Origin of the sequence: Methanofollis sp. UBA420, from assembly GCF_002498315.1 — an archaeon.
Classification (GTDB): Archaea; Halobacteriota; Methanomicrobia; order Methanomicrobiales; family Methanofollaceae; genus Methanofollis.
The window spans coordinates 75,589-96,892 of the sequence record NZ_DAGX01000003.1 but is presented as its reverse complement, the minus strand read 5'-3'; the positions used below and the strand labels follow the sequence as shown (position 1 = coordinate 96,892).

The following is a 21,304-nucleotide window of genomic DNA, read 5'->3' as shown; positions in this document are numbered from 1 at the left end:
ACATACCACAATTGAGATGCATCCTATATATGGATTGCCAATCGGAAAATGTCGTAGATTGTCGATGTGCGATTCGTTAATTTTTTAATGTGCGTGATTGATATCTACAACCATGAACTCCGAACTGCGTAAGCAGCTTGCTGAGAAGATGGCAGGTGAGATTACGCTCTCGGACTCACCGGGGAAAGCGCTGAAAAAATGGCGCATGAGCTTCGACATCCCCCAGGGGGTGCTCTCAGAGAGGCTCGGCGTCTCTCCCTCAGTCATCTCCGACTATGAGGGAGGAAGGCGGAAAAGCCCCGGAACCGCCGTCGTCGGCAAAATCGTCGACACAATCCTCGCAATCGACGAGGAGAACGGCGGCAGACATATCCAGCGGTTTTCGAGAATTCTCTTCACCAACATCGACGAGGATGTCATCTACGACATCCACGACTACGCGTCCTCAGTCCAGCTGACCGACCTCGCGAAGGCCATCGGCGCCCGCACGCTCTGCGGCACCCTCGACCTCTCGATCTTCGGGTATACCGTGGTCAACAGCCTCAATGCGATCCTGCAACTCTCTGCAAACGAGTTCAACAGGATCTACGGGTGGAGCACGGAGCGCGCACTCATTTTCACGAATGTCTCGACCGGGAAATCTCCCTTCGTGGCGATCCGGGTGACCCCCTTCAAGCCGCGCTGCGTCATCCTCCAGGGACTGGAGGTGGAGCAGGTTCACCCGCTCGTTCCCCGCCTTGCTGAACGGGACCGGATAACCGTCCTGTGCACATCGATGGACGTCGAATCTATTGTCAACACCTTGAGGGAAAAGGAATGGTAGGCATCATTACGTACGGGGCATATATCCCCCGCTTCCGGATCAAAGTCGAGGAGATCGCCCGGGTCTGGGGCGACAACCCCAAAGACATCTCCGGTGGCCTCGGGGTCAGGGAAAAATCGGTCCCTGACATGGACGAGGACACCGCCACTATCGCCGTCGAGGCGACACGCAACGCACTCCGCAGGAGAGACGTCGACCGCGACGCCATCGGCGCCATCTACGTCGGGTCAGAGTCCCACCCCTATGCCGTCAAGCCAACGGCGGCAACGGTCGGGGCGGCCATCCAGGCAACACCCGTGATGACTGCGGCCGACTACGAGTTCGCGTGCAAGGCCGGCACGGCAGGCGTGCAGACCTGCATGGGCCTTGTCGGGAGTGACATGGTCACGTACGGCGTCGCTGTCGGCGCCGACGTGGCGCAGGGCGCGCCCGGCGACGCCCTGGAGTACACGGCGGCCGCGGGCGGGGCCACAATGATCATCGGGAAAGACGAACCCATCGCCGAGATCAACCACACCTGCTCGTACACGACCGATACGCCAGACTTCTGGCGGCGCGAGGGACAGGCGTACCCCCGCCATGGCGGGCGGTTCACCGGCGACCCCGGCTACTTCAAGCATGTGCAGGGCGCGGCCAGGATGATGCTCGAACAGATGGGGACGAAGCCCTCCGACTACGACTATGCCGTCTTCCACCAGCCGAACGCGAAGTTCCCCCAGCGCGTCGCCGGCATGCTCGGCTTCACCAGGGAGCAGATCGCACCCGGCCTTGTGGTGCCGCGTCTCGGCAACACCTACTCGGGTGCCTCGATGGTCGGCCTTGCCGCCACCCTCGATATCGCAAAACCCGGCGACCACGTCTTCGTGACCTCCTTCGGCTCGGGCGCAGGGAGCGACGCCTTCGATATCACGGTCACCGACAGGATCGCGGACACAGATGTCTTTGACAGGGCGGCGGCCCCCTCTGTGGAGCAACTCTTGGCCAACCCGATCTATCTCGATTACGCACAGTACGCCAAACACAAGGGTAAGATCATGGTGCAGAAATGAGAGACGTAGCAGTTATCGGGATCGGATGCACCAAATTCGGCGAATGGTGGGACCGTTCCTTCAGGAACCTCATTGTCGAGGCAGGCGTTCAGGCGATCGAGGACGCCAACCTTGCAGGCGAACAGATCGACGCAATGTACGTCGGGAACATGAGTGCTGGCCGGTTCATCGAGCAGGAACACATCGGCGCCTTGATCGCCGACTATTCCGGTCTTGCCGCCGAACATATCCCGGCGACGCGGGTCGAGGCCGCCTGTGCATCGGGCGGGCTCGCCTTCCGTGACGCCGTGACCGCGGTTGCAAGCGGGATGTCAGACATCGTCGTCGCCGCGGGCGTCGAAAAGATGACGGACGTGGACACGAGCCTCTCCACAGACGCCCTTGCCGGCGCCGCAGACCGCGAGTGGGAGGGCTTTGTCGGGGCGACCTTCCCGGGCCTGTATGCGATGATCGCAAACGACTACATGCACCGCTACCCCCTGACCCGCGAGCAGCTGGCGCAGGTTGCGGTGAAGAACCACTACAACGGCGCAAGGAACCCGATCGCACAGTTCCAGAAGGAGATCACCCTCGACACCGTGCTGAACTCGACCCTTGTCGCGGATCCGCTGCGGCTCTTCGACTGCTCGCCGATCTCCGACGGCGCCGCGGCCGTTGTCGTCGCACCTCTGGAGATGGCGAAGAAGTTCACCGATACGCCGATCAAGGTGCTGGCGACGGCGCAGGCGAGCGACACCATCGCCCTCCATGACCGCCGCGACATCTCCACCCTCGACGCCACGGTGGCTGCAGGCAACAGGGCCTTCAAGATGGCAGGGCTCGAAAGAAAGGCCATCGACTTCGTCGAGGTCCATGACTGCTTCACCATCGCCGAGATCTGCGCCATCGAAGACCTCGGGTTCTGCAAGAAGGGCGAGGCCGGGAAGCTCACCGAGGAAGGGGTCACCGCCCTCGGCGGCAAACTGCCGGTGAACACGAGCGGCGGGCTGAAGGCCTGCGGCCACCCGGTCGGTGCGACCGGTATCAAGCAGGTCTGTGAGTCGGTTCTTCAGCTTCGCGGTGAGGCCGGGAAGAGACAGATCGACGGTGCCGAGATCGGCATGACGCACAATGTCGGCGGCACGGGTGCAACGGTCGCCGTCCACATCTTCGGGAGGGACTGAAATGTCGGTACCACGTTTCTGGAGAAAGATCCCGCAGCGCTACAACCTTGAGGGGACACACTGCGAGACCTGCGGCAGGTATTTCTTCCCGCCGCGGAACCTCTGCCCGACCTGCCGGCGCGAGGGGAAGATCGTCGAGCACACCTTCAAGGGCACAGGGAAGGTCGTCACCTTCTCGGTGATCAGGTCGGCAAGCGACCAGTTTGCGAAACTCACCCCATATGTCCTCGCCATCGTCGAACTTGACGAGGGGCCGAGGATGACGGCGCAGATCGTCTGCTCCCCTGAGGAGGCCTATATCGGCATGCCGGTCACGTCGGTCTTCCGCAAGCTCGGCACCGAGGGCGAGAGCGGCGTCATCTACTACGGCACGAAGTTCGTGCCGATGTGAGACCCGATTCCTCCTTTTCTTTTGAAAAAACTCCGATCCGAAAAAGTCGGCGCCGTCACGGATGCGACGGCGCCAATAGATACGTGTATTTTTTCAGCTGTGATGAAACATTCATGAAACGACGTTTCAGGCGGTTCTAAAAAGCCCTTTTTCCAGAAACAGGGGATTATTCCCCGATCACGATATCGTACACCGCGTGCCACTCAGCAGGCGAATAACTCCGCACCCGCCTCTCGACGACCTCGGCAACCGGGAAGGCGCGGATCGCGTCGAGGTACTTCCCTTCCTCGTCCTGGAGAGCGTAGAAGTGGATGGTGCCGCCAGGCCTGCAGAGGGCGAAGGCGGCGGAGAGGAAGTGGGAAGACTCCATCGGGAGGTTCATGATGACCCTGTCGAAGGTCCGGCCGAAGATGCCGGGCAGGTGGGCAGCGTCGGCGAGCATGGGCAGGACGTTCTTCTTCCTGTTCATCGCGATGTTCTCGCAGAGCAGGGAGACTGCCGCGGGGTTGAGGTCCGCGGCGACGACCAGGGAGGCCTGGTCGGCAAGGGAGATCGCGAAAGGCCCGACGCCCGCGAACATGTCGACAACCCGCTCGCCCTCCCGCATCGCGGACTGTACACGCTGCCTCTCTGTGGAGAGGCGGGCCGAGAAGTAGGCGTGCGCAAGGTCCACCGCAAAGCGGTGGCCGTGCTCGGTGACGACGGTCCGCGTCGTCTCCTCACCGGCAAGGACCGCAAACTCCCGCGTCCGGAACTCCCCCTCCACCGGACTTGTCGGGTACAGGACAGTATGGAGAGACGGGCGGGAATGGAGCACCCGTTCGGCCCCCTCATTGTCCTCCTCAAGGAGGATCGCGATCCCGCCGACGAGTTCGTGGCGGGGAAGTTCCTCCCGCCTGGGGAAGGCGGCGAAGGCCGCCTTTTCAGCCCCGGCCGTCTCTTCCAGGAGGGGCAGGAGGAGGTCGTCCCCCTCGGCCCGCGGCCTGTGGGCCCTGTCCAGGAGTTCACGTGCAATCAGGTCCCGTCTCGCCTCTTCCGCATGCTTCTTTGCCACTCGCAGGCACCAGATCTCGTCGCCGTCCTCACCGTGCATCTTTATCCCCGAAACTCCCGATACTGATCTCATGGATGATGCTCTCGCAAGACTAAAAAATGGAACTCTCAAACTCTACGCCCTGGAGGCCGAACTCCCGCCCGAAGAGGCCGTCAGGGTGAGGCGCGAGTATATCGAGGGGGAGAGCGGGGCCGATCTCGGTGCGCTCGGCACTTTCTCCATCGGCATCGACAGGGTGGTGAAGAGAAACATCGAGAACATGATCGGCGCCGTCCAGGTGCCGGTCGGTGTCGCCGGACCCCTGAAGATCAACGGCGAGTACGCGGAAGGCACCTACTGGCTCCCCCTCGCGACGACAGAGGGCGCGCTCGTCGCCTCGGCCAACAGGGGCGCCTCCGCGATCACGAAGGCGGGAGGGGCCGATGTGAGAGTCCTCTCCGACGCCATGACCCGGGCCCCTGTCTTTGCCGCCCGCGATATCGTGCATGCCAAGGAGGTCGCGGACTGGGCCGGGGCCCATCTCGCCGACCTCGCCGCTGCAGCCGAAAAGACCACCTCCCGCGGGAAACTCCTCTCCGTGACGCCGTACGTTGTCGGCACGAACGTCTTCCTCCGCTGCGCCTATGACACCAAGGACGCGATGGGCATGAACATGGCGACGATCGCCACGGCGGAGATCGCGGACCTCGTCGAGGCAGAGACAGGGGCCCACCTTGTCGCCCTCTCCGGCAACATGGACGTCGACAAGAAACCCGCGGCCATGAACCTCATCGAGGGGAGGGGCAAGACCGTCGTCGCCGGGGTGCACCTCTCCGACGAGTTGATCCAGACGGTCCTCAAGACCGACGCAAAGACTCTCGCCGCGGTGAACTACCGCAAGAACCTCGTCGGGTCGGCACGGGCCGGTGCTCTCGGTTTCAACGCCCATGCCGCCAATATCATCGCCGCCCTGTACCTCGCCTGCGGCCAGGACGCCGCCCATGTGGTCGAGGGGAGCAGCGCCATCACCACCGTCGAGGAGACAGAGGGCGGGGCCTATGTGGCCGTCACCCTGCTGGCCGTGCAGGTGGGTACCGTCGGCGGCGGCACCGGGATCGACACCCAGAGCGCCTGCCTCAACCTCCTCGGCGTCAGAGGCGGCGGCGAGCCAGAAGGGACGCATGCAAAGGCTTTCGCCGAGATCATCGGCGCAGGCGTCCTTGCAGGCGAACTCTCCCTCCTCGGCGCCCTCGCCGCCAACCACCTGGCCCGGGCCCACAAGCAACTCGGCCGGGGATAATCTTTTTTTCGGGGAGAAAAGAGGGTCCTGAGGGATCTGTAGAAACCCTCATGTTCAGGTTGATGTCGCCCCCAGAATTTCATTGAATGGGTGTGGATCCACCGCCGTCCCCACTCCTATCCTGATAGTGGGGGGTCCGGGGGGCTTTGCCCCCCGGCCATGCCCCTCAGAAGAACCACTTCATCATCACGATGGCATCCTCTCCATTGGAGTAATAGCCGGCGACGGTGAAGACCGGTTCATATCCCCGTCTCCGGTAGAACCTCTGGGCCGCGGTGTTGGAGTATCTCACCTCCAGCTGGACACCCTCGGCGAGGGCGATGGCAAACTGCTGTTCGGCACTGCGGACGAGCGCCCTCCCGATCCCGCGGTGCCTGAACCTCTCTGCCACCGCAAAGTTGCAGATGTGGCCGTACACCGCCTCGCCGGTATCCTCGATCCCCCCGACGATGAAGCCCGCGACCTCCCTGTCCACGACCGCCACAAAGAAGGTCTCGGCCCAGCACTCAAGCGCCTGGAGGAACGTCTCCTCGTTCCAGGGGTCCACGAAGGACTCATGCTCGATGGCGACAATGGCCGGGAGGTCTGCCGCTGTCGCCTTTCGCAGGAAAAACCCGGGCTCTGACATTGTTCATATCTACCTCGTGCGCAAGGAAATATATTGACCCGGGGGAAAGTATTAGCAGCTTCAAGATACGTGATCCCCATGGTAAAGGTATACCGTTTTTCAGGGCTGCGGCCCGAGCGCGCATATGCCGCGAAGATTGCCTCGGTGCCATACGACGTGGTGACGACAGACGAGGCCGCAGAGGTCATCAGGAAAAACCCGCTCTCTTTTCTCAGCGTGAGCAGGACAGACGCCATCCTCAGGGACATCCCTGCCGACGACGAGCAGATCTACGAGAAGGCGAGGGAGACCTTCCAGGAGATGCAGGAGAAGGGGATCTTCCGCCGGGACGACGCCCCGTCGATGTACCTCTACCGGGTGAAGCAGGGGGGCAACCTCTATCTCGGGCTCGTCGCCTGCCTCGACGTCGACGACTACATCCAGGACGTCATCAAGAAACACGAGCACACCCGCTATGACAAGGAAAGGGATCGGACCAGACACATCGACGCCACGAACGCCAACACCGGCCTCGTGGTCGTCCTCTACCCTGACGAGGGTGACATCTTCGGGTACATCGAGTCCATCCTCCAGGAGGGCGAGCCCGATGCGGTCGTCAAGACCGAGCAGGGGAATGTCCACGAGCTCTTCAGGATCAGCGACCCTGTCCGCCTCGCGCACATCGAGAGCCTCTTCGCCCGCGTGCCGGCCACCTATATCGCCGATGGTCACCACCGCGCCAAATCCGCGGTGACGATCGCCGGGGACCGCCGGCAGGCCGGAACCTATGAGGCCGAGGACGGCCGGTTCATGGCGATCCTCCTCGCCCATAAGAGGGTGAAGATCCACGGCTACTCTAGGCTCGTCACCGACCTCGGCACGTACACGCCCGAGTCCTTCCTCGCCGCCCTGAAGAAAGGCTTCGAGGTGAAGGCGTACGGCGAGATAGACGACACCGTCTTCCGTGTCCCGCCCCTCAGGGGGGCCGACGGCCACCATGTCTTCCACATGTACCTGGGCGGCGTCTGGTACGAGATCACCTGCCCTGTCGAGAACCCCGACGACCTGATCGGTTCCCTCGACGTCTCCGTCATCCAGAAGAGGGTGCTCGAGGGGATGCTCGGGATCACCGACCCCCGCGGCGACGCCCGTCTCCAGTACCTCGGCGGTGCCAGGCCCCTTGCCGACCTCGAAGAGAGGGTTGACTCAGGCGAGTTTGCCGTCGCCTTCTCGATGCAGCCTGTCAATGTCGAGACCGTGATGGAGATCGCGGACGCAGGGATGGTCATGCCCCCGAAGTCGACCTGGTTCGAACCGAAACTCCTCTCCGGGCTTGTGATCCACACGCTCGGCGAAGGGAAGAAAGAGTAAAACAGTTTTTGAGGGGGGTCACCACCCTCTCGTATATTTTCCGGCGCACGGGATGCAGACGATCTTCCCGTCCTTGACCCGCGCCCGCGATTCGGCGACCTGTTCCCCGCAGACGGCACAGGTGTACGACGCAAAGATCCTGGCCTTCTCGGGCACGTCGGGCGCCACTTCCCTGACCGCAAAGACTTCGTCGGCAGGGTGCGTCAGGATGGCGGCACAGACGGCGTCGAGGTGCTCCCTGTACGCCTTTCTCTCCCCCGGCGTTGCCGAACCGCCATGGACCTTCGCCCGCAGGGGGTGGAACGCGGGGTCGACGACATCCACGGAAAAGTCGGGGCGGGTCATGATCCGCACCGCCTTCCCGCTCGTGCGGTTGATGAGGGTCCATGCACCCTTGCCGAGGTCACGGAGGATGAGGTTCCCTTTCCCAACGGTACATCCGGTGACGACCTGAATGCCGTCCACACCGCAGGCGTCATTCTCGACGATCGCCACAAGTTCCTCGTCGGGAGCACGGACGGCACCGATCTTTTCCATCGCGATCTCCGCAGCGCGGTACCCGAAGGCAAGGCCAGGGCAGCGGTGGCCGTGGAAGCGGACGGCCTCCTCGAAGGTGGGGTTCTGCATGAGAAGGATGTGACACTTTTTACCGGAAAAGTATTACTATCGGAGAACACGACAGAATAGTGTTATCCGTGTCCTGACCAGAAGAGGAAACAGCACATCCATTCCAGAAAGCCATCCCACGGAATCGTACAGGGGGCGGGCGGCCACATCAGGGACAAAAAGACCCCAAACACGGATCAAAAAGATATAATGCGCCAATACAGATTCAAACACTATTTATACTAATCTCCCTAAAATGGATCCGTGCTATGAAGCCCTCGCATACCATTGCCCTCCTCATCTTCTGCATACTCGCATTCTCCGGGGCCTCTGGCTGCACCACTACATCCGCAGACGGAGCCTCAGGCGGCGGTATCAGGGATGTGACACCCTCCATGGCAGAGGAGAAGACACACCTCGATACCGCCCTCACGGACCTGGAGGTGCTTGCAGGGGAAGGCTTCGAGAATATCACCGGGATGGAGGTCGTCACGGTGAGCGGCACCGATGTCGCAACCGCAGGCAACGCGAGCACCTGGGCCCTTGGCATACGGCAGGACGGAAACCCTTCGTTCCTTGTCTACTCGCACGGCACCTGGTCGAGACTGAACTGGAACCACCCGCTGGACGGCGGGGAGATCTCCATGGACATGATCCTCATGCCCCGCGACCTCTATGAGATGCATGCCGACGCGATCAAAGGGCTCGGGCCTCTGACAGACCTCACCCTGGAGAACGGCACGTACACCCTCAGGTCGCACGCTCCCGCCCCCGAGACACTCAGTTTTGACGCACAGACAGGGGAGGTGATCTGACGGCCCTCGACAACGACTCCGCCATGCTCTCCATCGACTTCCTGGCAGGATTCACCATCTTCCTCCTCGCCCTGATAGTCGCGGCAGGGATGGTGCCGGGGATGCTCGCCGGCCTCCAGAGCGCCACCATCGACAACGACGGCGTCGCCTACCGGACCTCGGTGATCCTTGCCGAAGATCCGGGGTGGTGGTTCGACGAGTTCACCATGACCGGGAACAGTCGCTGGGAAGGAGAAAAGACGGCGATGGATCGCGTGAAGAGAATGGGGCTTGCGGTCTCAAAGGAGACGCCGAACGTCCTCTCCATGGGGAAGATAGACGCGTTCTTCAACGAGACACACTATCAAAACAACCCCGATGTTTACCGGGAAACGGTCTTTTTCTCGGACTATCCGTACTCCTTCAATATCAGCCTGAAGATGGAGGATGAGACCCTTACACTCGGCGACCCGCGGCCTCAGGGCGACCACGGGTATATCAGGCGGACGGTGATGGTGAAGGAACCGGCCGAGGCGATCTTTGACGTCGACACAGGGACCACGACCTCACCTCCCACCAACGGCACTTTCGCAGTCGCGATGAACTTCTCTAAACTCCTTGGTCAGCCGGCGGCCTACCGGGTCGACCCCTTCGGAGACCGGATAAATATCACACTCACAAATTTGAACATACCCAGTGGGAACCTGACCGGGGTGCGGATATACCGCGGCAACACCTGGGTGCCTCCGGCGGTACCGGCAGAGAATATCCGGAAAGACACGAATATCACCCTCTCCCTCGAACCGGGATTCTTCAGCGGGAAGGCATCAGAGACGAGCCAGATGGAGATCAGATTCCTCTTCGATAGTTCGGAAACATGGGCCAGCAGGACATTCGCGTACGACGACACCACGGCCCCGCCTCCCCACCTGAAACCGGCCGTGCTGGAGGTGGCGGTATGGTAGACGATTCAGCGCAACTCTACACGATGGAGGGGATTGCGGCGGCATTCATCGTCCTGGCGACGGCGTACCTCGTCGCCGGCACGACGAGCGTGTACACGCCCGGCGACTCGCACATCACCGACATGCAGCTTGAAGTCCTCGGCAACGACGTGCTGGCCGTGATGGACACGCCGGTCAGCGCCGATGCCGAGAGCAACCTCACGAAGTACATCGCGGCATGGGACGACAGTGCATTCAACGCCGAGTTCGGAGGCCTCTTGAATAAAAAGACCGACGGGACTGACAGACTCCAGTTCGCCGCAGAGGTTTCATACCGGAACACCACCGGAGTCGTCACGACGGAGGACTTTGGAACATCGGCGACACGGAGCGGTTACGAGCAGGCAGTGCGGGTGACGAGGCTCGTGACCATCACCGGCAAACCCGACGGTTCACCTGCTGATGTCAGGGACGTCCCGCAGGTCGTGATGGTGGAGGTGCTCATATGGAGAGGTTAGACGACGACGGACAGTGGGTCGTGATGATGGGCTTCATCGTCGCGGTCGGTTTCTTCTTCCTCGCCCTGGTGGTCAACCAGGCGACCCTGGTCGGGCAGACGACGGCCGAAGGTGTTCTGGAGTTCCCGAAGAGCGACATCAGGGACGTCACGTCCGAGGTCCAGTACATAGTCCACAATACGACACTCAACCATGGAGATACCTGGAAAGATCTCGAAAAGGACATCGAAGCACTCGAACGCGCCAGAAAGAATGCGATCGTGCAGATCGACGACCCGGTGCCTGACGGGAAGTACAACAGGACGAGAATCCATTTCAACAACGGGGTGACCACCTATGACGCGACGACATATATCTGACGACGAGAGCGGCGTGGCGAACCTGGTGGAGTACGTCACCATCACCGGCATCCTGATGATCCTCCTGATCGTCACGATCTTCGCGACAAATGCTATCTTCATGCAGGGGCCCTCGGACAGGCTCGCCTACCACTCCTTCGTCGACGTCGGGAACGGCATCTCGACCAGGATCGTGGACATCTACGTGATCGCTCCCGACAACGGGACGATCACCACCGACTTCGACATCCCTGACGACGTCGCCGGGGCTGACTATTTCGTGGAGATGAATAGGGGGGTGAGCGGCAGCGACCAGAAGGTCGTGGTCTCGCGGGGCGGCGTCATGAGCACCATCTCCATCGCCGGCATCGGGGCGACGATGGGCGTGACAGGGAGCACGATGGGCAGCGGGATCAACAGGCTCACCTATAACTCAAGCGGGGTGTAAGATGAAAAGATTCGGAATCGAGAACAACGAGGGTGTATCCGAGGCGATAGGGTTCATCCTCATCTTCGGACTGGTGCTGACCGGGATCGCCCTGATCACCCTGTACGGCTACCCGATGCTCATGCAGCAGCAGAGCAACGCAGACGTACGGAACATGGAGCAGACGATGGTGGTGCTGCAGAACGACATGAAAGCCCTCTGCTTCAAGAGCGTCCCGTACAAGGAGACCTCCCTGCAGGTGAGCGGCGGGTCGCTTGCGATGGAGAGCGCCAGCGGCACCGTGCAGACCTTCAACATCAGCGTCCAGAATAATGCAATGGCAACGGATAGAATCCATACCGCTGGCCTATCCCCCTTCTCCCCCGGCATGCTCGCCTACACCTCAGACGGGCAGGACGCCACCATCGCCCTGGAGAACGGCGGGGTGATCAGGGCGCAGGCAGGCGGCTCGGCGATGATCGCGGAACCGCGGTGGTACACCGACGACGCCAACGGAAAGAAGACACTGGTGATCAACCTTGTCGCCCTCGATACGACCACACCCATGGCGAGGACAGGCATGGGGGAAGTGCGGTTGCAACTCGTGCAGACAGATCCGCCGCACATAGAATCCTTCGCATCAGCCGAGACAGTGGAGATCACCTATACCCCCGACCCGGCCAGAGACTTCTCGAAGGCCTGGGAGAACTATCTCACCGGACAGGAACTGGAAATGACCGGTAGCGGCGGCACGTACACAAAGAGCGGTGTGAACCGCCTGATCATCAAAAAATACGAGATCCAGGTGCTCTCAATCTGAGCACCAGAAAAGTATCTTTTTTCAGAGATATCCGTGACCGCGGAGCCAGTCGACCTGCGGCCGGGTGTAGCGGTAGATGATATCGCACTTGTCCGCCTGGAAATCCCAGGGGGTGACGATCAGGATATCGCCCTCGCGGATCCAGACCCGCTTCTTGATCTTGCCCTTGATCCGGCCGACACGCGTCGTGCCGTCATAGCACCTGACTCTGATATGATTTGCGCCGAGCATCAACTCCGCGTTTGCAAACATCTCTTTGTTTCTCTTGTTCGGGAGACGGACCCGTATGATCTCCCCATCCGGTCCACTATCCTTATCTTTGAAATAACTCAGGGAATCAACTCCATACTTTTCCTGTGTGTTCTGCAACCTTTTCTGCTGAGAGGATATAAGAGTATCTTTCAGGATCTACAAACCGGTTTTCCCGCCCATGAAAGCGGAAAAACCGGAAAAGCCATTATTCTTCACCTCCATGGCGGTGGCGGTGGTGGATGTCGGGAACATGGGGGTGGTCGTGCCGGACCTCGACATGCGCGTGGAGATGGGAGTGGTACCCGGCCCGGTCCAGAGGGGGCGTGCCGGGCGGGTGCTCGTGGTCGTGGTGGAGGTCGTCGTGCCTGTGGCGGTGCTCGTGGACAAGGGCCTCGTGATGGTGGAGATGGGAGTGGCGCTCGGTGACCAGGAGATACGCCCCCCCGACCATCACCGGCAGGGCGAGGTAGAACGCGGCATCGGGCGGGGCGGCGAAGAGGACGACCGCCGCTGCAACCCCGAAAAACGGTGCGACAGCAAGGATCGAACCGGTCCTTGCCGTCCCGACACTCCTGAGTGAGAGGAGGAAGAGGACGCTGACAAGGCCGCCATAGCTGAGGAAACCGGCCAGCATGGCGAGGAAGCAGGTGCCCGGTGACGGCAGCGCCTCGCCGAGGAGATGGGCGAGGAGCAGGGAGAGGAGACCGGCCCCGAGGCCCTTCACCGCCACGGTCGGGACAGGATCCTTTGCCGAGACATTCCTGCTGAAATTGTTGTCCATCCCCCAGAAGGTGCAGGCAAGGAGGATGCCGAGAGCTGCAAGGGAGAAACCCGCGACGTCGCCGGACTCCCAGGACAGGATGATGCAGGAGGCGGTGATCAGTCCGAGCGCGGCCCAGGTCCGTCTCCCGACCGCTTCGCCAAAGATGATCGCCGCGATGACCGCGGTTGCCACGGCCTCGAAATTGAGGAGGAGGGAAGCGGTCGCCGCCGGCGTCGACTGCAGGCTGAGCATCAGGGTGACAGGGGCGAGAAACCCGCCGCAGAGGACGATCCCGATAATCCAGGGGAGATCACCCGGCGTGAGAGCCGCCTCTGACCCGTTCCTGTCACGGCCCAGAACCCTGCAGGCAAGGAGATAGGCGGCGACTCCGCTCCCGCTGCCGACATAGAAGAGTCCGGCCAGGGTGACAGGCCCGATGTCGCCAAGGAGAACCTTCGCGACAGGGGCGCCGCAGCCGAAGAGCAGGGCGGCAAGGAGGGCATAGAGATAGGGCAGACGTGATGGGGCAACCATAGGGAATAGTATCATCATACATTGTCCGGGAGGGACATATAGATGGTGGGCGATACGGCCCCAAAGTGTCAAAATAGGCGAAATATCCTCTTCATAGAGACTCCAACCCCGGCAGGGCGCACCGGCGCCGGGCAGACGGGCAACATTATTCATAGGAGAGGAGATAGACCGGGAAAGTTACGTGGAGGCATGGCATGTGAACAGGTATTGTGCAGGCATCCTTATCCTCTCGGCAGCACTGATCGCAGGGTGTACACAGTTTGCACCCTGCATCGATGGGTCGGGAAATGTTGTTTCCGAGACGAGAACAGTCGAGCCTTTCCATGGCGTGGACCTTGCTGCCTTCGGCACGGTCTACCTGACACAGGGTACACCGGCCTCTGTACGGATCGAGGCCGAGGATAACATCCTTCCCCTCCTGAGGACACGGGTCACGGACGGCGTGTTAACCATAGACCACAACGGACAGTGCTTCAGGAATACGCAACCGGTCGTCTTCAGGGTCACGACAGATGGGGTCAGGAGGGTCTCGGTGAGTGGGTCGGGGACTGTCATCGGGGAGAACGAGATCAGGTCAGAGAACCTGGAAACCGGGGTCAGCGGGTCAGGGGCCATCGACCTCCAGGTGAATGTGACCGACCTTGCATCGAACATCGCCGGTTCGGGGAGCACAACCCTGCAGGGAACGGCGACAAATCATACGGCGGTCGTCAGCGGATCGGGAAAGGTAACGGCATTCGACCTTGAGACCAGACGTTCGAAGGTTACGATAGACGGGTCAGGGACAGCTGAAGTCCTTGCGACCGAGGCGCTGGACGTAGTCATCTCAGGCAGCGGGACGGTCATCTACCAGGGCAACCCGGAACGGTTGGTCCAGGAGGTCACGGGATCAGGGAGCCTGGTGCATGCCGGATAGAGAAAAGAGTACAGGGAAGGGGGTAATCCCTCGCCTCACGGCGTACCTCTCCTCCCGTTGCAGAGAAGGACACCCCCCATCTGCCAGGAGACCGCACGAACATGCGAGAATTCATGCATTCGTGACGTCATCTCCCTGCGCGATAAAAAGAGTAATATATTAGTAACGTCTATTCAGCGCCAGAACTATTGGACGGTTCAATCTCACCGTTAAAAATTACGGAGGAGCAGATACAATGACCAGAAGGGGGGTAAATTGTCATTTTTCCTATTGGAGCGTAATCCCGGCAACCGTTTCCGTCGAAGAGCCAGGCACGAAAAAAAGATTGGTACGGAGATGGAACCATTCGATCCTTACGGCAACGCACAGGTATCCGTTCCTGGCGCCTTTCATGAAGAACATGCCCTATATGTGCCATGGGGTGACACTCGCCCTGACCGGCCCGAAAAGAGCCGGAACAGTCCCATACCAGAACGAGAACCTGAACCTCCAGCCCGGCGAGTGGGTTGAGGTCAGGCCACTTGAAGAGATATCGGCCACACTCGACGAGAACGGGAGGCACAAAGGGCTTTTTTTCATGCGCGGCATGGATAAGTTCTGTGGACAGCGGTTCAGGGTATTCAAAAGGGTCGAGAGGATCATGCTGGAGACGACAGGCGAGATGAGGAGGATCATGACACCGACCGTCTTCCTTGAAGGGGCCCTCTGTGACGGCACGGCATATGGCGGGTGCGACCGCTCCTGCTTCTGCTACTGGAGGGAGGCCTGGCTGAAAAGAGTGCCGCCCCCATAACACCCTTTTGTTACATTCCATCATTTGAGAGACGATGCCGCCCTGCGTCTTCAGCCCGGATACGCCGGCACGGCGGTGAATCCGGCCAATTTTCAGAGAGAGGATGGATAGGTATATTCATCGTTAATCAGAAAAATTTTTGACGGAAGTTAGGAGCACCGCGTCCGACGGGTCGTGCCGGTGCATACTCGTTCCTCATTCACACATTTCCATTCATTAAGAGGTCTATCTATGGACATCGAACGAGTGACTACTGGTATTAAACGAATGTTCCAGGGCGTTCAGATCCTTTTCGTCGCTTTCGGTGCGCTTGTCATCGTCCCCCTCCTCACGGGGCTGGACCCGAATGTCGCACTGTTTACGGCAGGGATCGGAACCCTGATCTTCCAGGTGGTAACGCGGATGAAGGTGCCGATCTTTCTTGCATCGTCCTTCGCGTTCATCCCTGCGATCAGTTACGGCGTGGCGACATGGGGCATCCCGAGCACCCTCTGCGGTCTTGCCGCGGCAGGTCTGCTCTATGTGGTGTTGAGCGTTGTCATCAGGGTGTTCGGCATAGAGGTGGTCACCAGGATCTTCCCGCCGGTTGTGGTCGGCCCGGTGATCTGCATCATCGGCCTGTCCCTGGCGCCGGTGGCGGTCGGCATGGCGCTCGGCATGGACGGGGGCGTCCAGGTGGTGCCTGTCGAGACAGCCCTCATCCTTGCAGGGGTATCTCTCCTGACGACGCTCGTGATCTTTACCTTCGGGAAGGGATGGCTCAAACTCATTCCGATCCTCTGCGGCATTGCAGTGGGGTACGCCCTCTCGGCCGCGCTCGGGATCATCAACTATACGAAGATCGTCGAGGAGGCATGGTTCTCTATCCCGGCATTTACCCTGCCAGAATGGAACCTCGCGGCGATCCTGTTCATCGTCCCGGTCGCCATCGCGCCGGCCATCGAGCACTTCGGCGACATTCTCGCCATCGGATCTGTTACCGGGAAGAACTACCTGGAAGATCCCGGCGTGCACAGGACGATGCTCGGGGACGGTATCGCCACCTTTGTGGCGTCCTTCATCGGCGGGCCGCCGAACACGACCTATTCTGAGGTCACGGGTGCGGTGGCGCTGACCAGAGAGTACAACCCGCTCATCATGACCGCGGCAGCCGTCTGTGCGATCATATTTGCATTTATCGGCAAGATCGGCGCCGCACTCCACAGCATCCCCGTCCCCGTGATGGGCGGTGTCATGATCCTGCTCTTCGGCCTGATCGCAAGCCTGGGCATCAACCAGCTGGTGCGGAACAGGGTCGACCTCTCGGCACAGAAGAACATCGTCATCGTCTCTATCATCCTGGTCACCGGTATCGGCGGACTGTTCATCCCGATCGGGGACTTTAAGTTAGCAGGGATCGGCCTTGCGGCGATCATCGGTGTCCTCCTGAACCTGGCGATCCCGGAGACACAGGAGGTGAAGGCGTAATGACGGTACGGCCTGTGTCGCACCCGGTCATCACCCATAAGATCAATATGCTGCGGGACATCGGGACAAAGCCCAAGGACTTCAGACAGATCGTGACAGAAGTCACCTCTCTGCTGACGTACGAGGCGACCCGCGACCTGACGCTCGAAAAAACCACCATCAACGAGTGGCAGGGGGGACAGATGGAGGTTGAGATGTTCCTGGAGGAGGATCCCTCCATCGTCCCGATCTTCCGTGCCGGCATCGGCATGCAGGAGGGGTTCCTGAGCATCATCCCGAATGCCAAGATCAGTTACATCGGCTATTACAGGGACGAGGAGACCCTCAGGCCGAAACAGTACTATGCAAAACTGGCGGAGAACGTTCAGAACAGGAGGAACTATGTCCTGGACCCGATGCTTGCCACAGGCGGGACCACGTCCGCCGTCTGCTCCCTGCTGAAGAAGGCAGGAGTCAAGAGCATCAAGGTCCTCTGCATCCTTGCAGCGCCAGAAGGCCTTGCAAAGATGGAGAGGGACCATCCCGACGTGGAGATCATCCCCGCAGTGATCGACGAGTGCCTGAACGAGAAGGGCTATATCATGCCCGGCCTCGGCGATGCCGGGGACCGTCTCTTCGGCACCAGATAACCTTTTTTTGCCACACTGAGAACAGGGTGCCGATAGTACACAGTCATATTTTAGATCTGTAGAATCTGGCATGAGCCCCGGAGGGAGACTCAAGCATATCGCATGAAAATTGTTCTGAGGAGTTCATCTGGTCGACGTGCCTTCCCGCACGCTCGCGGCCCCCGGGATTGCGATAGGACGGGGGAAGGATGAACCCTGCACTCATGGCTCCCGGCGATCTGCCGGATGCTTGCGCGTGAGTCTGTCTGCGAATGGCTTTTTTTCGGCCCGAACACCGATGAGATCACGAGGGAGTACTTCCCTCCCCTCATCGAAGCCATCGAAAAGGCATGTCAGGAGGGACAGGTGCCGGAGAGTCCGGTCTTTACCATAAGAGAGAAGGAGAGCGAGGCATTTGTCGGGCAGTGCGCCCTCCTCCCTGTGGACTTCAGCCCTGGGGCCTACCTGGTCGGGTACCAGATCGACGAGCCCTGGTGGCGGGGGGGCTATGGGACGGAGGCCTGCGAGTTTCTTGTCTATTATGCGTTCACCATCCTCGGGGCCTTCAGGCTGAACGGGGACTGCGCCGCCGGGAACACCAGTTCTGTGCGGGTGATGGAGAAGTGCGGCTTTGTCAGAGAGGGGCGACAGCGCCGGTACTGGCATGCCCGCGGAGGTTATCACGACCGCCTTCTTTTCGGACTTTTGAGGGAAGACCTAGAGAAAAGGCATCTCACTGGGCTTGAAGAGCATATCGGATGGAAAAAACAAGTAAAAATATACAAAAATAATAATTGTAAAGAGTAATATATTTTGACGTCCATCGGATCCTTGTGAGCGCTATGAACAGCACACGCCCCCCTATAGAAGACCTGATGGCACGCAGCATGATCGAAATGGCTTCGTTCGCCGAAAAAATCTATGCAGTCGATCTTCCCCCTGAACTCGCCGGTTTTGCCAGGAGATACGAGGACATGGGAGGGAAAAGAGACGTCTACCTCTGGAAATGGTGCTGGGACCTCCAGTATGCCCGAAATCCAGGCTTCATGCTTTCATCGGTGCCTGAAAAGTACCGGAGAGACGCTGCACTGGCAAAATCCTTGCTCGGCATGGCGGCAACCTTCATCGACGACGTTTCCGACACCCTGAAGGATAAAAACCTGCTGGATGCCATCCTCATGATCCCCTTTGACGGCGAGTGCACCCTCCCTGATGATCTCGGGGAGAGAGGATATCTCCGGGCGATGCTGGTCAGGGACACACTCCTTACCGCCCACGAAGTTCTCGCCGCCGGGCCGCGGTGGGAGGAGTTCAGGACCGCGCTGTACTACGACCTCGGGCAGACCAGGAACTCTTTTGTCTATGCCTATCTTGTCAACACACACCCTGAACTCATGAACATCACGGAGAGTAGGATCTACACCTCACATACCATGATGTTCTATATCTTCGCCGATATCGACGCGATTTTCTCCCCTTCTCTCGACATCGAAGAGGCCCCGAAGCTGCGTGAGGCGATCTGGCATGCCCAGCAGATGAGCAGGATCGGGAATTGCGTCAGCACCTGGGAAAGAGAGGTCAGGGACGAGGACGTGACGTCAGGTGTCGTCGGGTATGGGATGAGCACAGGTGTGATCAGGCCGGCAGATCTCAGGGAGATCGGTCGGGCGGAGAAGAAGAGGGAGATCATCGCCCTTCTTACGGAAAACCGTGTCGAAGAGAACCTTTTCCGGGACTGGGAGCAGAACAGACAGAGGATCATCGAGGTCGGGAAAGAGATCCGCTCCGTCGATATCGATAGATATCTCGAAGGGATCGAGATGGTGATGCTCTATTACCTATCGAGTCGGGGAAAGGGCTCGGCGATATAAAGACAGCATCCGGGAGAAACAGGATAGCAGTTGTTTGCCTGGCATCAGGACGTCCGGAGGGATCCTGTCATCCTCTGACGAAGTATCGTGCCGTTCTCGATCAGAAGGACGCCGAGCACGAGGAGGATCATACCCAGGGCGTCCAGCACGATGGTCAGGAAGGCCCTCGGCGCCAGAAAGATGAGAGACCCCAGAAAGAGCGAGAATAGCCCAAGGTAGAGACGTCTGGCAAAACCTTCGGGGACTGCCGCCCTCCCCCGAGAGACGTGTCTGAAGGAGACCAGGGCGCTGGCAAACATCCAGACAGCCAGCACGACAAAGATGACCACTGTCCAGAGGCCGACCGGGAGGAACGAGGGTGAGATGCCCAGCGCAAGCACGCACAGGCCGAGAAAGACGCTCCCCTTCGAGGTGACGGCAAAGGGCTCGATAGACAACCCCTTCAGAACAACAAGGAGGCCGAGCCCGGCAATGAGCAGGGGGATCAGGACAGATATGATCCCTGCATAGAAAACAATCGGGTTGGCGATGATGGCGGTGCCGGCCAGGATGACCGCACACCCGATGAAGACAAGGAGTTGCCAGGTCGTCCTCTGCCCTTTGAGGATGAGGCGGGCCTCATCCTTCCTGGCGGCTCGGGCGTCCATGACCAGGGCGAGGAAGGTGTCCCCGATCATCAGGATGAGGGGGGCGTCGTCCACCAGGTGGAGGAGAGGGTGCATTTTGGGGTCATAGCGGTCATAATGCACCCGCCACTCGGTGGCGGTCTCGTGGAGGTGATAGTTCCCCTTCCGGTAGCTGGCGAGGGTGCCCGGGGACGGAACATTGATCGGAGACCGTTTCCACCCGCTGTCCAGCGCTTCTGTCACCGCCTCCTTCGGGACGGCGACCTCCCATACACCGCCGTTCAGGGGATCCAGAAAATCATCCAGTTGGGCCACGATCTCATGCTTCCGCCTGTGCGATATCCGCACAGTCCTGTAAAGGGTCTATCTTATGGTTCATGAGAATTCCTATTCTGGAGTCCGTCACCTGTGCAAAACCGGGGTTATTCATACCAGGTGCCGACCAAGAGATCCAGAGACCTATGACAGAGGAACTGAAACAGGCGATACTGGAGAGGTGCACGGCGATGGAGATCCCCCTTGTGGGGGTGGCAGATGTCGGGCGGTGGGAGAACCCACCTTTCCAGCCCTGGATGTCAGAGGCCTTTTACCCGCAATCGATCTTTCCGGAGGCTAGGTCGGTGATTGTGATCGGCCTGCCCGTCCCCCTGCCTGTCATCGAAACCGCACCGTCGATCTGGTACAGGGAACTCTACCGAACAATGAACACCCTCCTCGACCAGTACACCTACCGGATCGCCGCACACCTCACCGAGCAGGGGTATCCGTCCGTTTTTGTGCCTCGGGACGGTTACACAGGCATCGAAGTCCTCCTCGAAAAGCCGGTCGCCTTCTTCTCCCACCGCCACGCCGCCTTCCTTGCAGGACTCGGAACCTTCGGGGTTAACAACATGCTCCTGACTCCGGAGTACGGGCCGAGGGTGCGTTTCGGTTCTGTCATCACCGCCGCCGAACTCCCGCCCGATCCTCTCATGGAGGAGGAACTCTGCACCCGCTGCATGGCATGCGTGCGGATGTGCCCGGTCTCGGCCCTCAATGACGAGGGGTACCCTGCGGGTCTCACCGACAAAAGGGCCTGTGCCGAAAACAGTGCCAGACTTGAGAAGCGCCGTCTCGCACCCTGCGGCATATGCGTCAGGGTCTGCCCGATAGGGAGGGACCGCACACGCTATGGCAGGAAGAATATCGGGATCTACAGCGATCCCTCGCTGCGGCCAGACCTTGGGCAGGCATGGGAGCACGTGCAGTCGTACGGGACGAAGTAACAGGTGGGAAGGGACATCCCCCTAA

General features: G+C 60.1%; 25 protein-coding genes. 19 read left to right on the top strand and 6 right to left on the bottom strand.

The features are described 5' to 3' along the window. Window positions 1-112: 112 nt before the first annotated feature. Genes BP869_RS05395 through BP869_RS05380 form a run of 4 tightly spaced genes read left to right on the top strand, consistent with a single transcriptional unit; the run spans window position 113 to window position 3,426 of the window. A complete protein-coding gene (locus BP869_RS05395) occupies window positions 113-823 on the top strand; it encodes a helix-turn-helix domain-containing protein (RefSeq protein WP_342677631.1) in 711 nt (236 codons plus the stop codon). Next, complete coding sequence (locus BP869_RS05390; protein ID WP_342677629.1) at window positions 817-1,872, top strand: hydroxymethylglutaryl-CoA synthase; 1,056 nt, start codon at window positions 817-819, stop codon at window positions 1,870-1,872. The genes BP869_RS05395 and BP869_RS05390 overlap by 7 nt, the downstream gene beginning before the upstream one ends. Continuing rightward, entirely contained in the window at window positions 1,869-3,035 is a 1,167-nt protein-coding gene (locus tag BP869_RS05385; RefSeq protein ID WP_342677627.1) for a thiolase domain-containing protein, read from the top strand. Before BP869_RS05390 ends, BP869_RS05385 begins: the two co-directional genes overlap by 4 nt. A 1-nt stretch (window position 3,036) precedes the next feature. After that, window positions 3,037-3,426 (top strand): Zn-ribbon domain-containing OB-fold protein, encoded by a 390-nt coding sequence (locus tag BP869_RS05380; protein WP_342677625.1) that lies wholly within the window; start codon window positions 3,037-3,039, stop codon window positions 3,424-3,426. A gap of 166 nt (window positions 3,427-3,592) precedes the next feature. Here the strand turns inward: BP869_RS05380 and BP869_RS05375 are convergent, their stop codons facing one another. Then, complete coding sequence (locus BP869_RS05375; protein WP_342677623.1) at window positions 3,593-4,519, bottom strand: methyltransferase; 927 nt, start codon at window positions 4,517-4,519, stop codon at window positions 3,593-3,595. 31 nt (window positions 4,520-4,550) lie between these two features. Between BP869_RS05375 and hmgA the strand changes: the two genes are divergently transcribed. Next, window positions 4,551-5,759, top strand: a complete 1,209-nt coding sequence (hmgA, locus tag BP869_RS05370) for a hydroxymethylglutaryl-CoA reductase (NADPH) (RefSeq protein WP_342677621.1) — start codon at window positions 4,551-4,553, stop codon at window positions 5,757-5,759. A 166-nt stretch (window positions 5,760-5,925) separates the two neighbouring features. Here hmgA and rimI read toward each other — a convergent pair whose 3' ends face one another. Then, window positions 5,926-6,387, bottom strand: a complete 462-nt coding sequence (rimI, locus tag BP869_RS05365) for a ribosomal protein S18-alanine N-acetyltransferase (RefSeq protein WP_342677619.1) — start codon at window positions 6,385-6,387, stop codon at window positions 5,926-5,928. A 78-nt stretch (window positions 6,388-6,465) separates the two neighbouring features. On the opposite strand from rimI, the gene BP869_RS05360 reads away from it, so the two are divergent. Continuing rightward, entirely contained in the window at window positions 6,466-7,737 is a 1,272-nt protein-coding gene (locus BP869_RS05360) for a DUF1015 domain-containing protein (protein ID WP_342677617.1), read from the top strand. An 18-nt stretch (window positions 7,738-7,755) separates the two neighbouring features. On the opposite strand, the gene BP869_RS05355 is transcribed toward BP869_RS05360, so the two are convergent. Continuing rightward, window positions 7,756-8,364: an FmdE family protein gene (locus BP869_RS05355; RefSeq protein WP_342677615.1), complete on the bottom strand. Its 609-nt coding sequence runs from the start codon at window positions 8,362-8,364 to the stop codon at window positions 7,756-7,758. A gap of 374 nt (window positions 8,365-8,738) precedes the next feature. On the opposite strand from BP869_RS05355, the gene BP869_RS05350 reads away from it, so the two are divergent. The 6 genes from BP869_RS05350 to BP869_RS05325 are packed head-to-tail and all read left to right on the top strand — an operon-like array spanning window position 8,739 to window position 12,184. Beyond that, window positions 8,739-9,158 (top strand): hypothetical protein, encoded by a 420-nt coding sequence (locus BP869_RS05350; protein WP_342677613.1) that lies wholly within the window; start codon window positions 8,739-8,741, stop codon window positions 9,156-9,158. A 23-nt stretch (window positions 9,159-9,181) separates the two neighbouring features. Next, window positions 9,182-10,102, top strand: a complete 921-nt coding sequence (locus tag BP869_RS05345; RefSeq protein WP_342677612.1) for a hypothetical protein — start codon at window positions 9,182-9,184, stop codon at window positions 10,100-10,102. Further along, the gene (locus tag BP869_RS05340; protein WP_342677610.1) at window positions 10,096-10,599 is read left to right on the top strand and encodes a DUF7288 family protein; all 504 of its coding nucleotides are present in this window, start codon (window positions 10,096-10,098) and stop codon (window positions 10,597-10,599) included. The genes BP869_RS05345 and BP869_RS05340 overlap by 7 nt, the downstream gene beginning before the upstream one ends. After that, the gene (locus BP869_RS05335; protein WP_342677608.1) at window positions 10,587-10,958 is read left to right on the top strand and encodes a hypothetical protein; all 372 of its coding nucleotides are present in this window, start codon (window positions 10,587-10,589) and stop codon (window positions 10,956-10,958) included. The genes BP869_RS05340 and BP869_RS05335 overlap by 13 nt, the downstream gene beginning before the upstream one ends. After that, the gene (locus BP869_RS05330; protein ID WP_342677606.1) at window positions 10,936-11,385 is read left to right on the top strand and encodes a hypothetical protein; all 450 of its coding nucleotides are present in this window, start codon (window positions 10,936-10,938) and stop codon (window positions 11,383-11,385) included. The genes BP869_RS05335 and BP869_RS05330 overlap by 23 nt, the downstream gene beginning before the upstream one ends. 1 nt (window position 11,386) lies before the next feature. Next, the gene (locus BP869_RS05325; protein WP_342677604.1) at window positions 11,387-12,184 is read left to right on the top strand and encodes a DUF7289 family protein; all 798 of its coding nucleotides are present in this window, start codon (window positions 11,387-11,389) and stop codon (window positions 12,182-12,184) included. Between the two features lie 21 nt (window positions 12,185-12,205). Here the strand turns inward: BP869_RS05325 and eif1A are convergent, their stop codons facing one another. Both eif1A and BP869_RS05315 read right to left on the bottom strand, forming a co-directional pair. After that, the gene (gene eif1A / locus BP869_RS05320) at window positions 12,206-12,517 is read right to left on the bottom strand and encodes a translation initiation factor eIF-1A (RefSeq protein WP_067052807.1); all 312 of its coding nucleotides are present in this window, start codon (window positions 12,515-12,517) and stop codon (window positions 12,206-12,208) included. Window positions 12,518-12,641: 124 nt separating this feature from the next. Further along, complete coding sequence (locus BP869_RS05315) at window positions 12,642-13,733, bottom strand: DMT family transporter (RefSeq protein ID WP_342677602.1); 1,092 nt, start codon at window positions 13,731-13,733, stop codon at window positions 12,642-12,644. Window positions 13,734-13,929: 196 nt separating this feature from the next. Between BP869_RS05315 and BP869_RS05310 the strand changes: the two genes are divergently transcribed. The 6 genes from BP869_RS05310 (at window position 13,930) to BP869_RS05285 (ending at window position 19,388) form a co-directional block, all read left to right on the top strand. Further along, window positions 13,930-14,649: a head GIN domain-containing protein gene (locus BP869_RS05310; protein WP_342677600.1), complete on the top strand. Its 720-nt coding sequence runs from the start codon at window positions 13,930-13,932 to the stop codon at window positions 14,647-14,649. 391 nt (window positions 14,650-15,040) lie between these two features. Then, window positions 15,041-15,442, top strand: a complete 402-nt coding sequence (locus tag BP869_RS05305; protein ID WP_342677598.1) for a hypothetical protein — start codon at window positions 15,041-15,043, stop codon at window positions 15,440-15,442. Window positions 15,443-15,673: 231 nt separating this feature from the next. Continuing rightward, the gene (locus BP869_RS05300) at window positions 15,674-16,909 is read left to right on the top strand and encodes a uracil-xanthine permease family protein (RefSeq protein ID WP_342677596.1); all 1,236 of its coding nucleotides are present in this window, start codon (window positions 15,674-15,676) and stop codon (window positions 16,907-16,909) included. Beyond that, a complete protein-coding gene (gene upp, locus BP869_RS05295) occupies window positions 16,909-17,538 on the top strand; it encodes a uracil phosphoribosyltransferase (RefSeq protein WP_342677594.1) in 630 nt (209 codons plus the stop codon). Before BP869_RS05300 ends, upp begins: the two co-directional genes overlap by 1 nt. A gap of 195 nt (window positions 17,539-17,733) precedes the next feature. Further along, entirely contained in the window at window positions 17,734-18,324 is a 591-nt protein-coding gene (locus BP869_RS05290) for a GNAT family protein (RefSeq protein WP_342677832.1), read from the top strand. 68 nt (window positions 18,325-18,392) lie between these two features. After that, entirely contained in the window at window positions 18,393-19,388 is a 996-nt protein-coding gene (locus BP869_RS05285; RefSeq protein WP_342677592.1) for a hypothetical protein, read from the top strand. Between the two features lie 44 nt (window positions 19,389-19,432). Here BP869_RS05285 and BP869_RS05280 read toward each other — a convergent pair whose 3' ends face one another. Next, window positions 19,433-20,329: a hypothetical protein gene (locus tag BP869_RS05280; protein WP_342677590.1), complete on the bottom strand. Its 897-nt coding sequence runs from the start codon at window positions 20,327-20,329 to the stop codon at window positions 19,433-19,435. Between the two features lie 146 nt (window positions 20,330-20,475). Here BP869_RS05280 and BP869_RS05275 point away from each other — a divergent pair, with 146 nt between their 5' ends. Then, entirely contained in the window at window positions 20,476-21,279 is an 804-nt protein-coding gene (locus BP869_RS05275) for a 4Fe-4S binding protein (protein ID WP_342677588.1), read from the top strand. The last annotated feature ends 25 nt before the right edge of the window (window positions 21,280-21,304 follow it).

Excerpts from the sequence above, each read along its gene's own strand:
- BP869_RS05395 (WP_342677631.1), top strand. The coding sequence starts at position 113 with ATGAACTCCGAACTGCGTAAGCAGCTTGCTGAGAAGATGGCAGGTGAG.
- BP869_RS05390 (WP_342677629.1), top strand. The coding sequence starts at position 817 with ATGGTAGGCATCATTACGTACGGGGCATATATCCCCCGCTTCCGGATC.
- BP869_RS05385 (WP_342677627.1), top strand. The coding sequence starts at position 1,869 with ATGAGAGACGTAGCAGTTATCGGGATCGGATGCACCAAATTCGGCGAA.
- BP869_RS05380 (WP_342677625.1), top strand. The coding sequence starts at position 3,037 with ATGTCGGTACCACGTTTCTGGAGAAAGATCCCGCAGCGCTACAACCTT.
- BP869_RS05375 (WP_342677623.1), bottom strand. The coding sequence starts at position 4,519 with ATGCACGGTGAGGACGGCGACGAGATCTGGTGCCTGCGAGTGGCAAAG.
- hmgA (WP_342677621.1), top strand. The coding sequence starts at position 4,551 with ATGGATGATGCTCTCGCAAGACTAAAAAATGGAACTCTCAAACTCTAC.
- rimI (WP_342677619.1), bottom strand. The coding sequence starts at position 6,387 with ATGTCAGAGCCCGGGTTTTTCCTGCGAAAGGCGACAGCGGCAGACCTC.
- BP869_RS05360 (WP_342677617.1), top strand. The coding sequence starts at position 6,466 with ATGGTAAAGGTATACCGTTTTTCAGGGCTGCGGCCCGAGCGCGCATAT.
- BP869_RS05355 (WP_342677615.1), bottom strand. The coding sequence starts at position 8,364 with ATGCAGAACCCCACCTTCGAGGAGGCCGTCCGCTTCCACGGCCACCGC.
- BP869_RS05350 (WP_342677613.1), top strand. The coding sequence starts at position 8,739 with ATGGCAGAGGAGAAGACACACCTCGATACCGCCCTCACGGACCTGGAG.
- BP869_RS05345 (WP_342677612.1), top strand. The coding sequence starts at position 9,182 with ATGCTCTCCATCGACTTCCTGGCAGGATTCACCATCTTCCTCCTCGCC.
- BP869_RS05340 (WP_342677610.1), top strand. The coding sequence starts at position 10,096 with ATGGTAGACGATTCAGCGCAACTCTACACGATGGAGGGGATTGCGGCG.
- BP869_RS05335 (WP_342677608.1), top strand. The coding sequence starts at position 10,587 with ATGGAGAGGTTAGACGACGACGGACAGTGGGTCGTGATGATGGGCTTC.
- BP869_RS05330 (WP_342677606.1), top strand. The coding sequence starts at position 10,936 with ATGACGCGACGACATATATCTGACGACGAGAGCGGCGTGGCGAACCTG.
- BP869_RS05325 (WP_342677604.1), top strand. The coding sequence starts at position 11,387 with ATGAAAAGATTCGGAATCGAGAACAACGAGGGTGTATCCGAGGCGATA.
- BP869_RS05315 (WP_342677602.1), bottom strand. The coding sequence starts at position 13,733 with ATGGTTGCCCCATCACGTCTGCCCTATCTCTATGCCCTCCTTGCCGCC.
- BP869_RS05305 (WP_342677598.1), top strand. The coding sequence starts at position 15,041 with ATGAAGAACATGCCCTATATGTGCCATGGGGTGACACTCGCCCTGACC.
- BP869_RS05300 (WP_342677596.1), top strand. The coding sequence starts at position 15,674 with ATGGACATCGAACGAGTGACTACTGGTATTAAACGAATGTTCCAGGGC.
- upp (WP_342677594.1), top strand. The coding sequence starts at position 16,909 with ATGACGGTACGGCCTGTGTCGCACCCGGTCATCACCCATAAGATCAAT.
- BP869_RS05285 (WP_342677592.1), top strand. The coding sequence starts at position 18,393 with ATGGCACGCAGCATGATCGAAATGGCTTCGTTCGCCGAAAAAATCTAT.
- BP869_RS05275 (WP_342677588.1), top strand. The coding sequence starts at position 20,476 with ATGACAGAGGAACTGAAACAGGCGATACTGGAGAGGTGCACGGCGATG.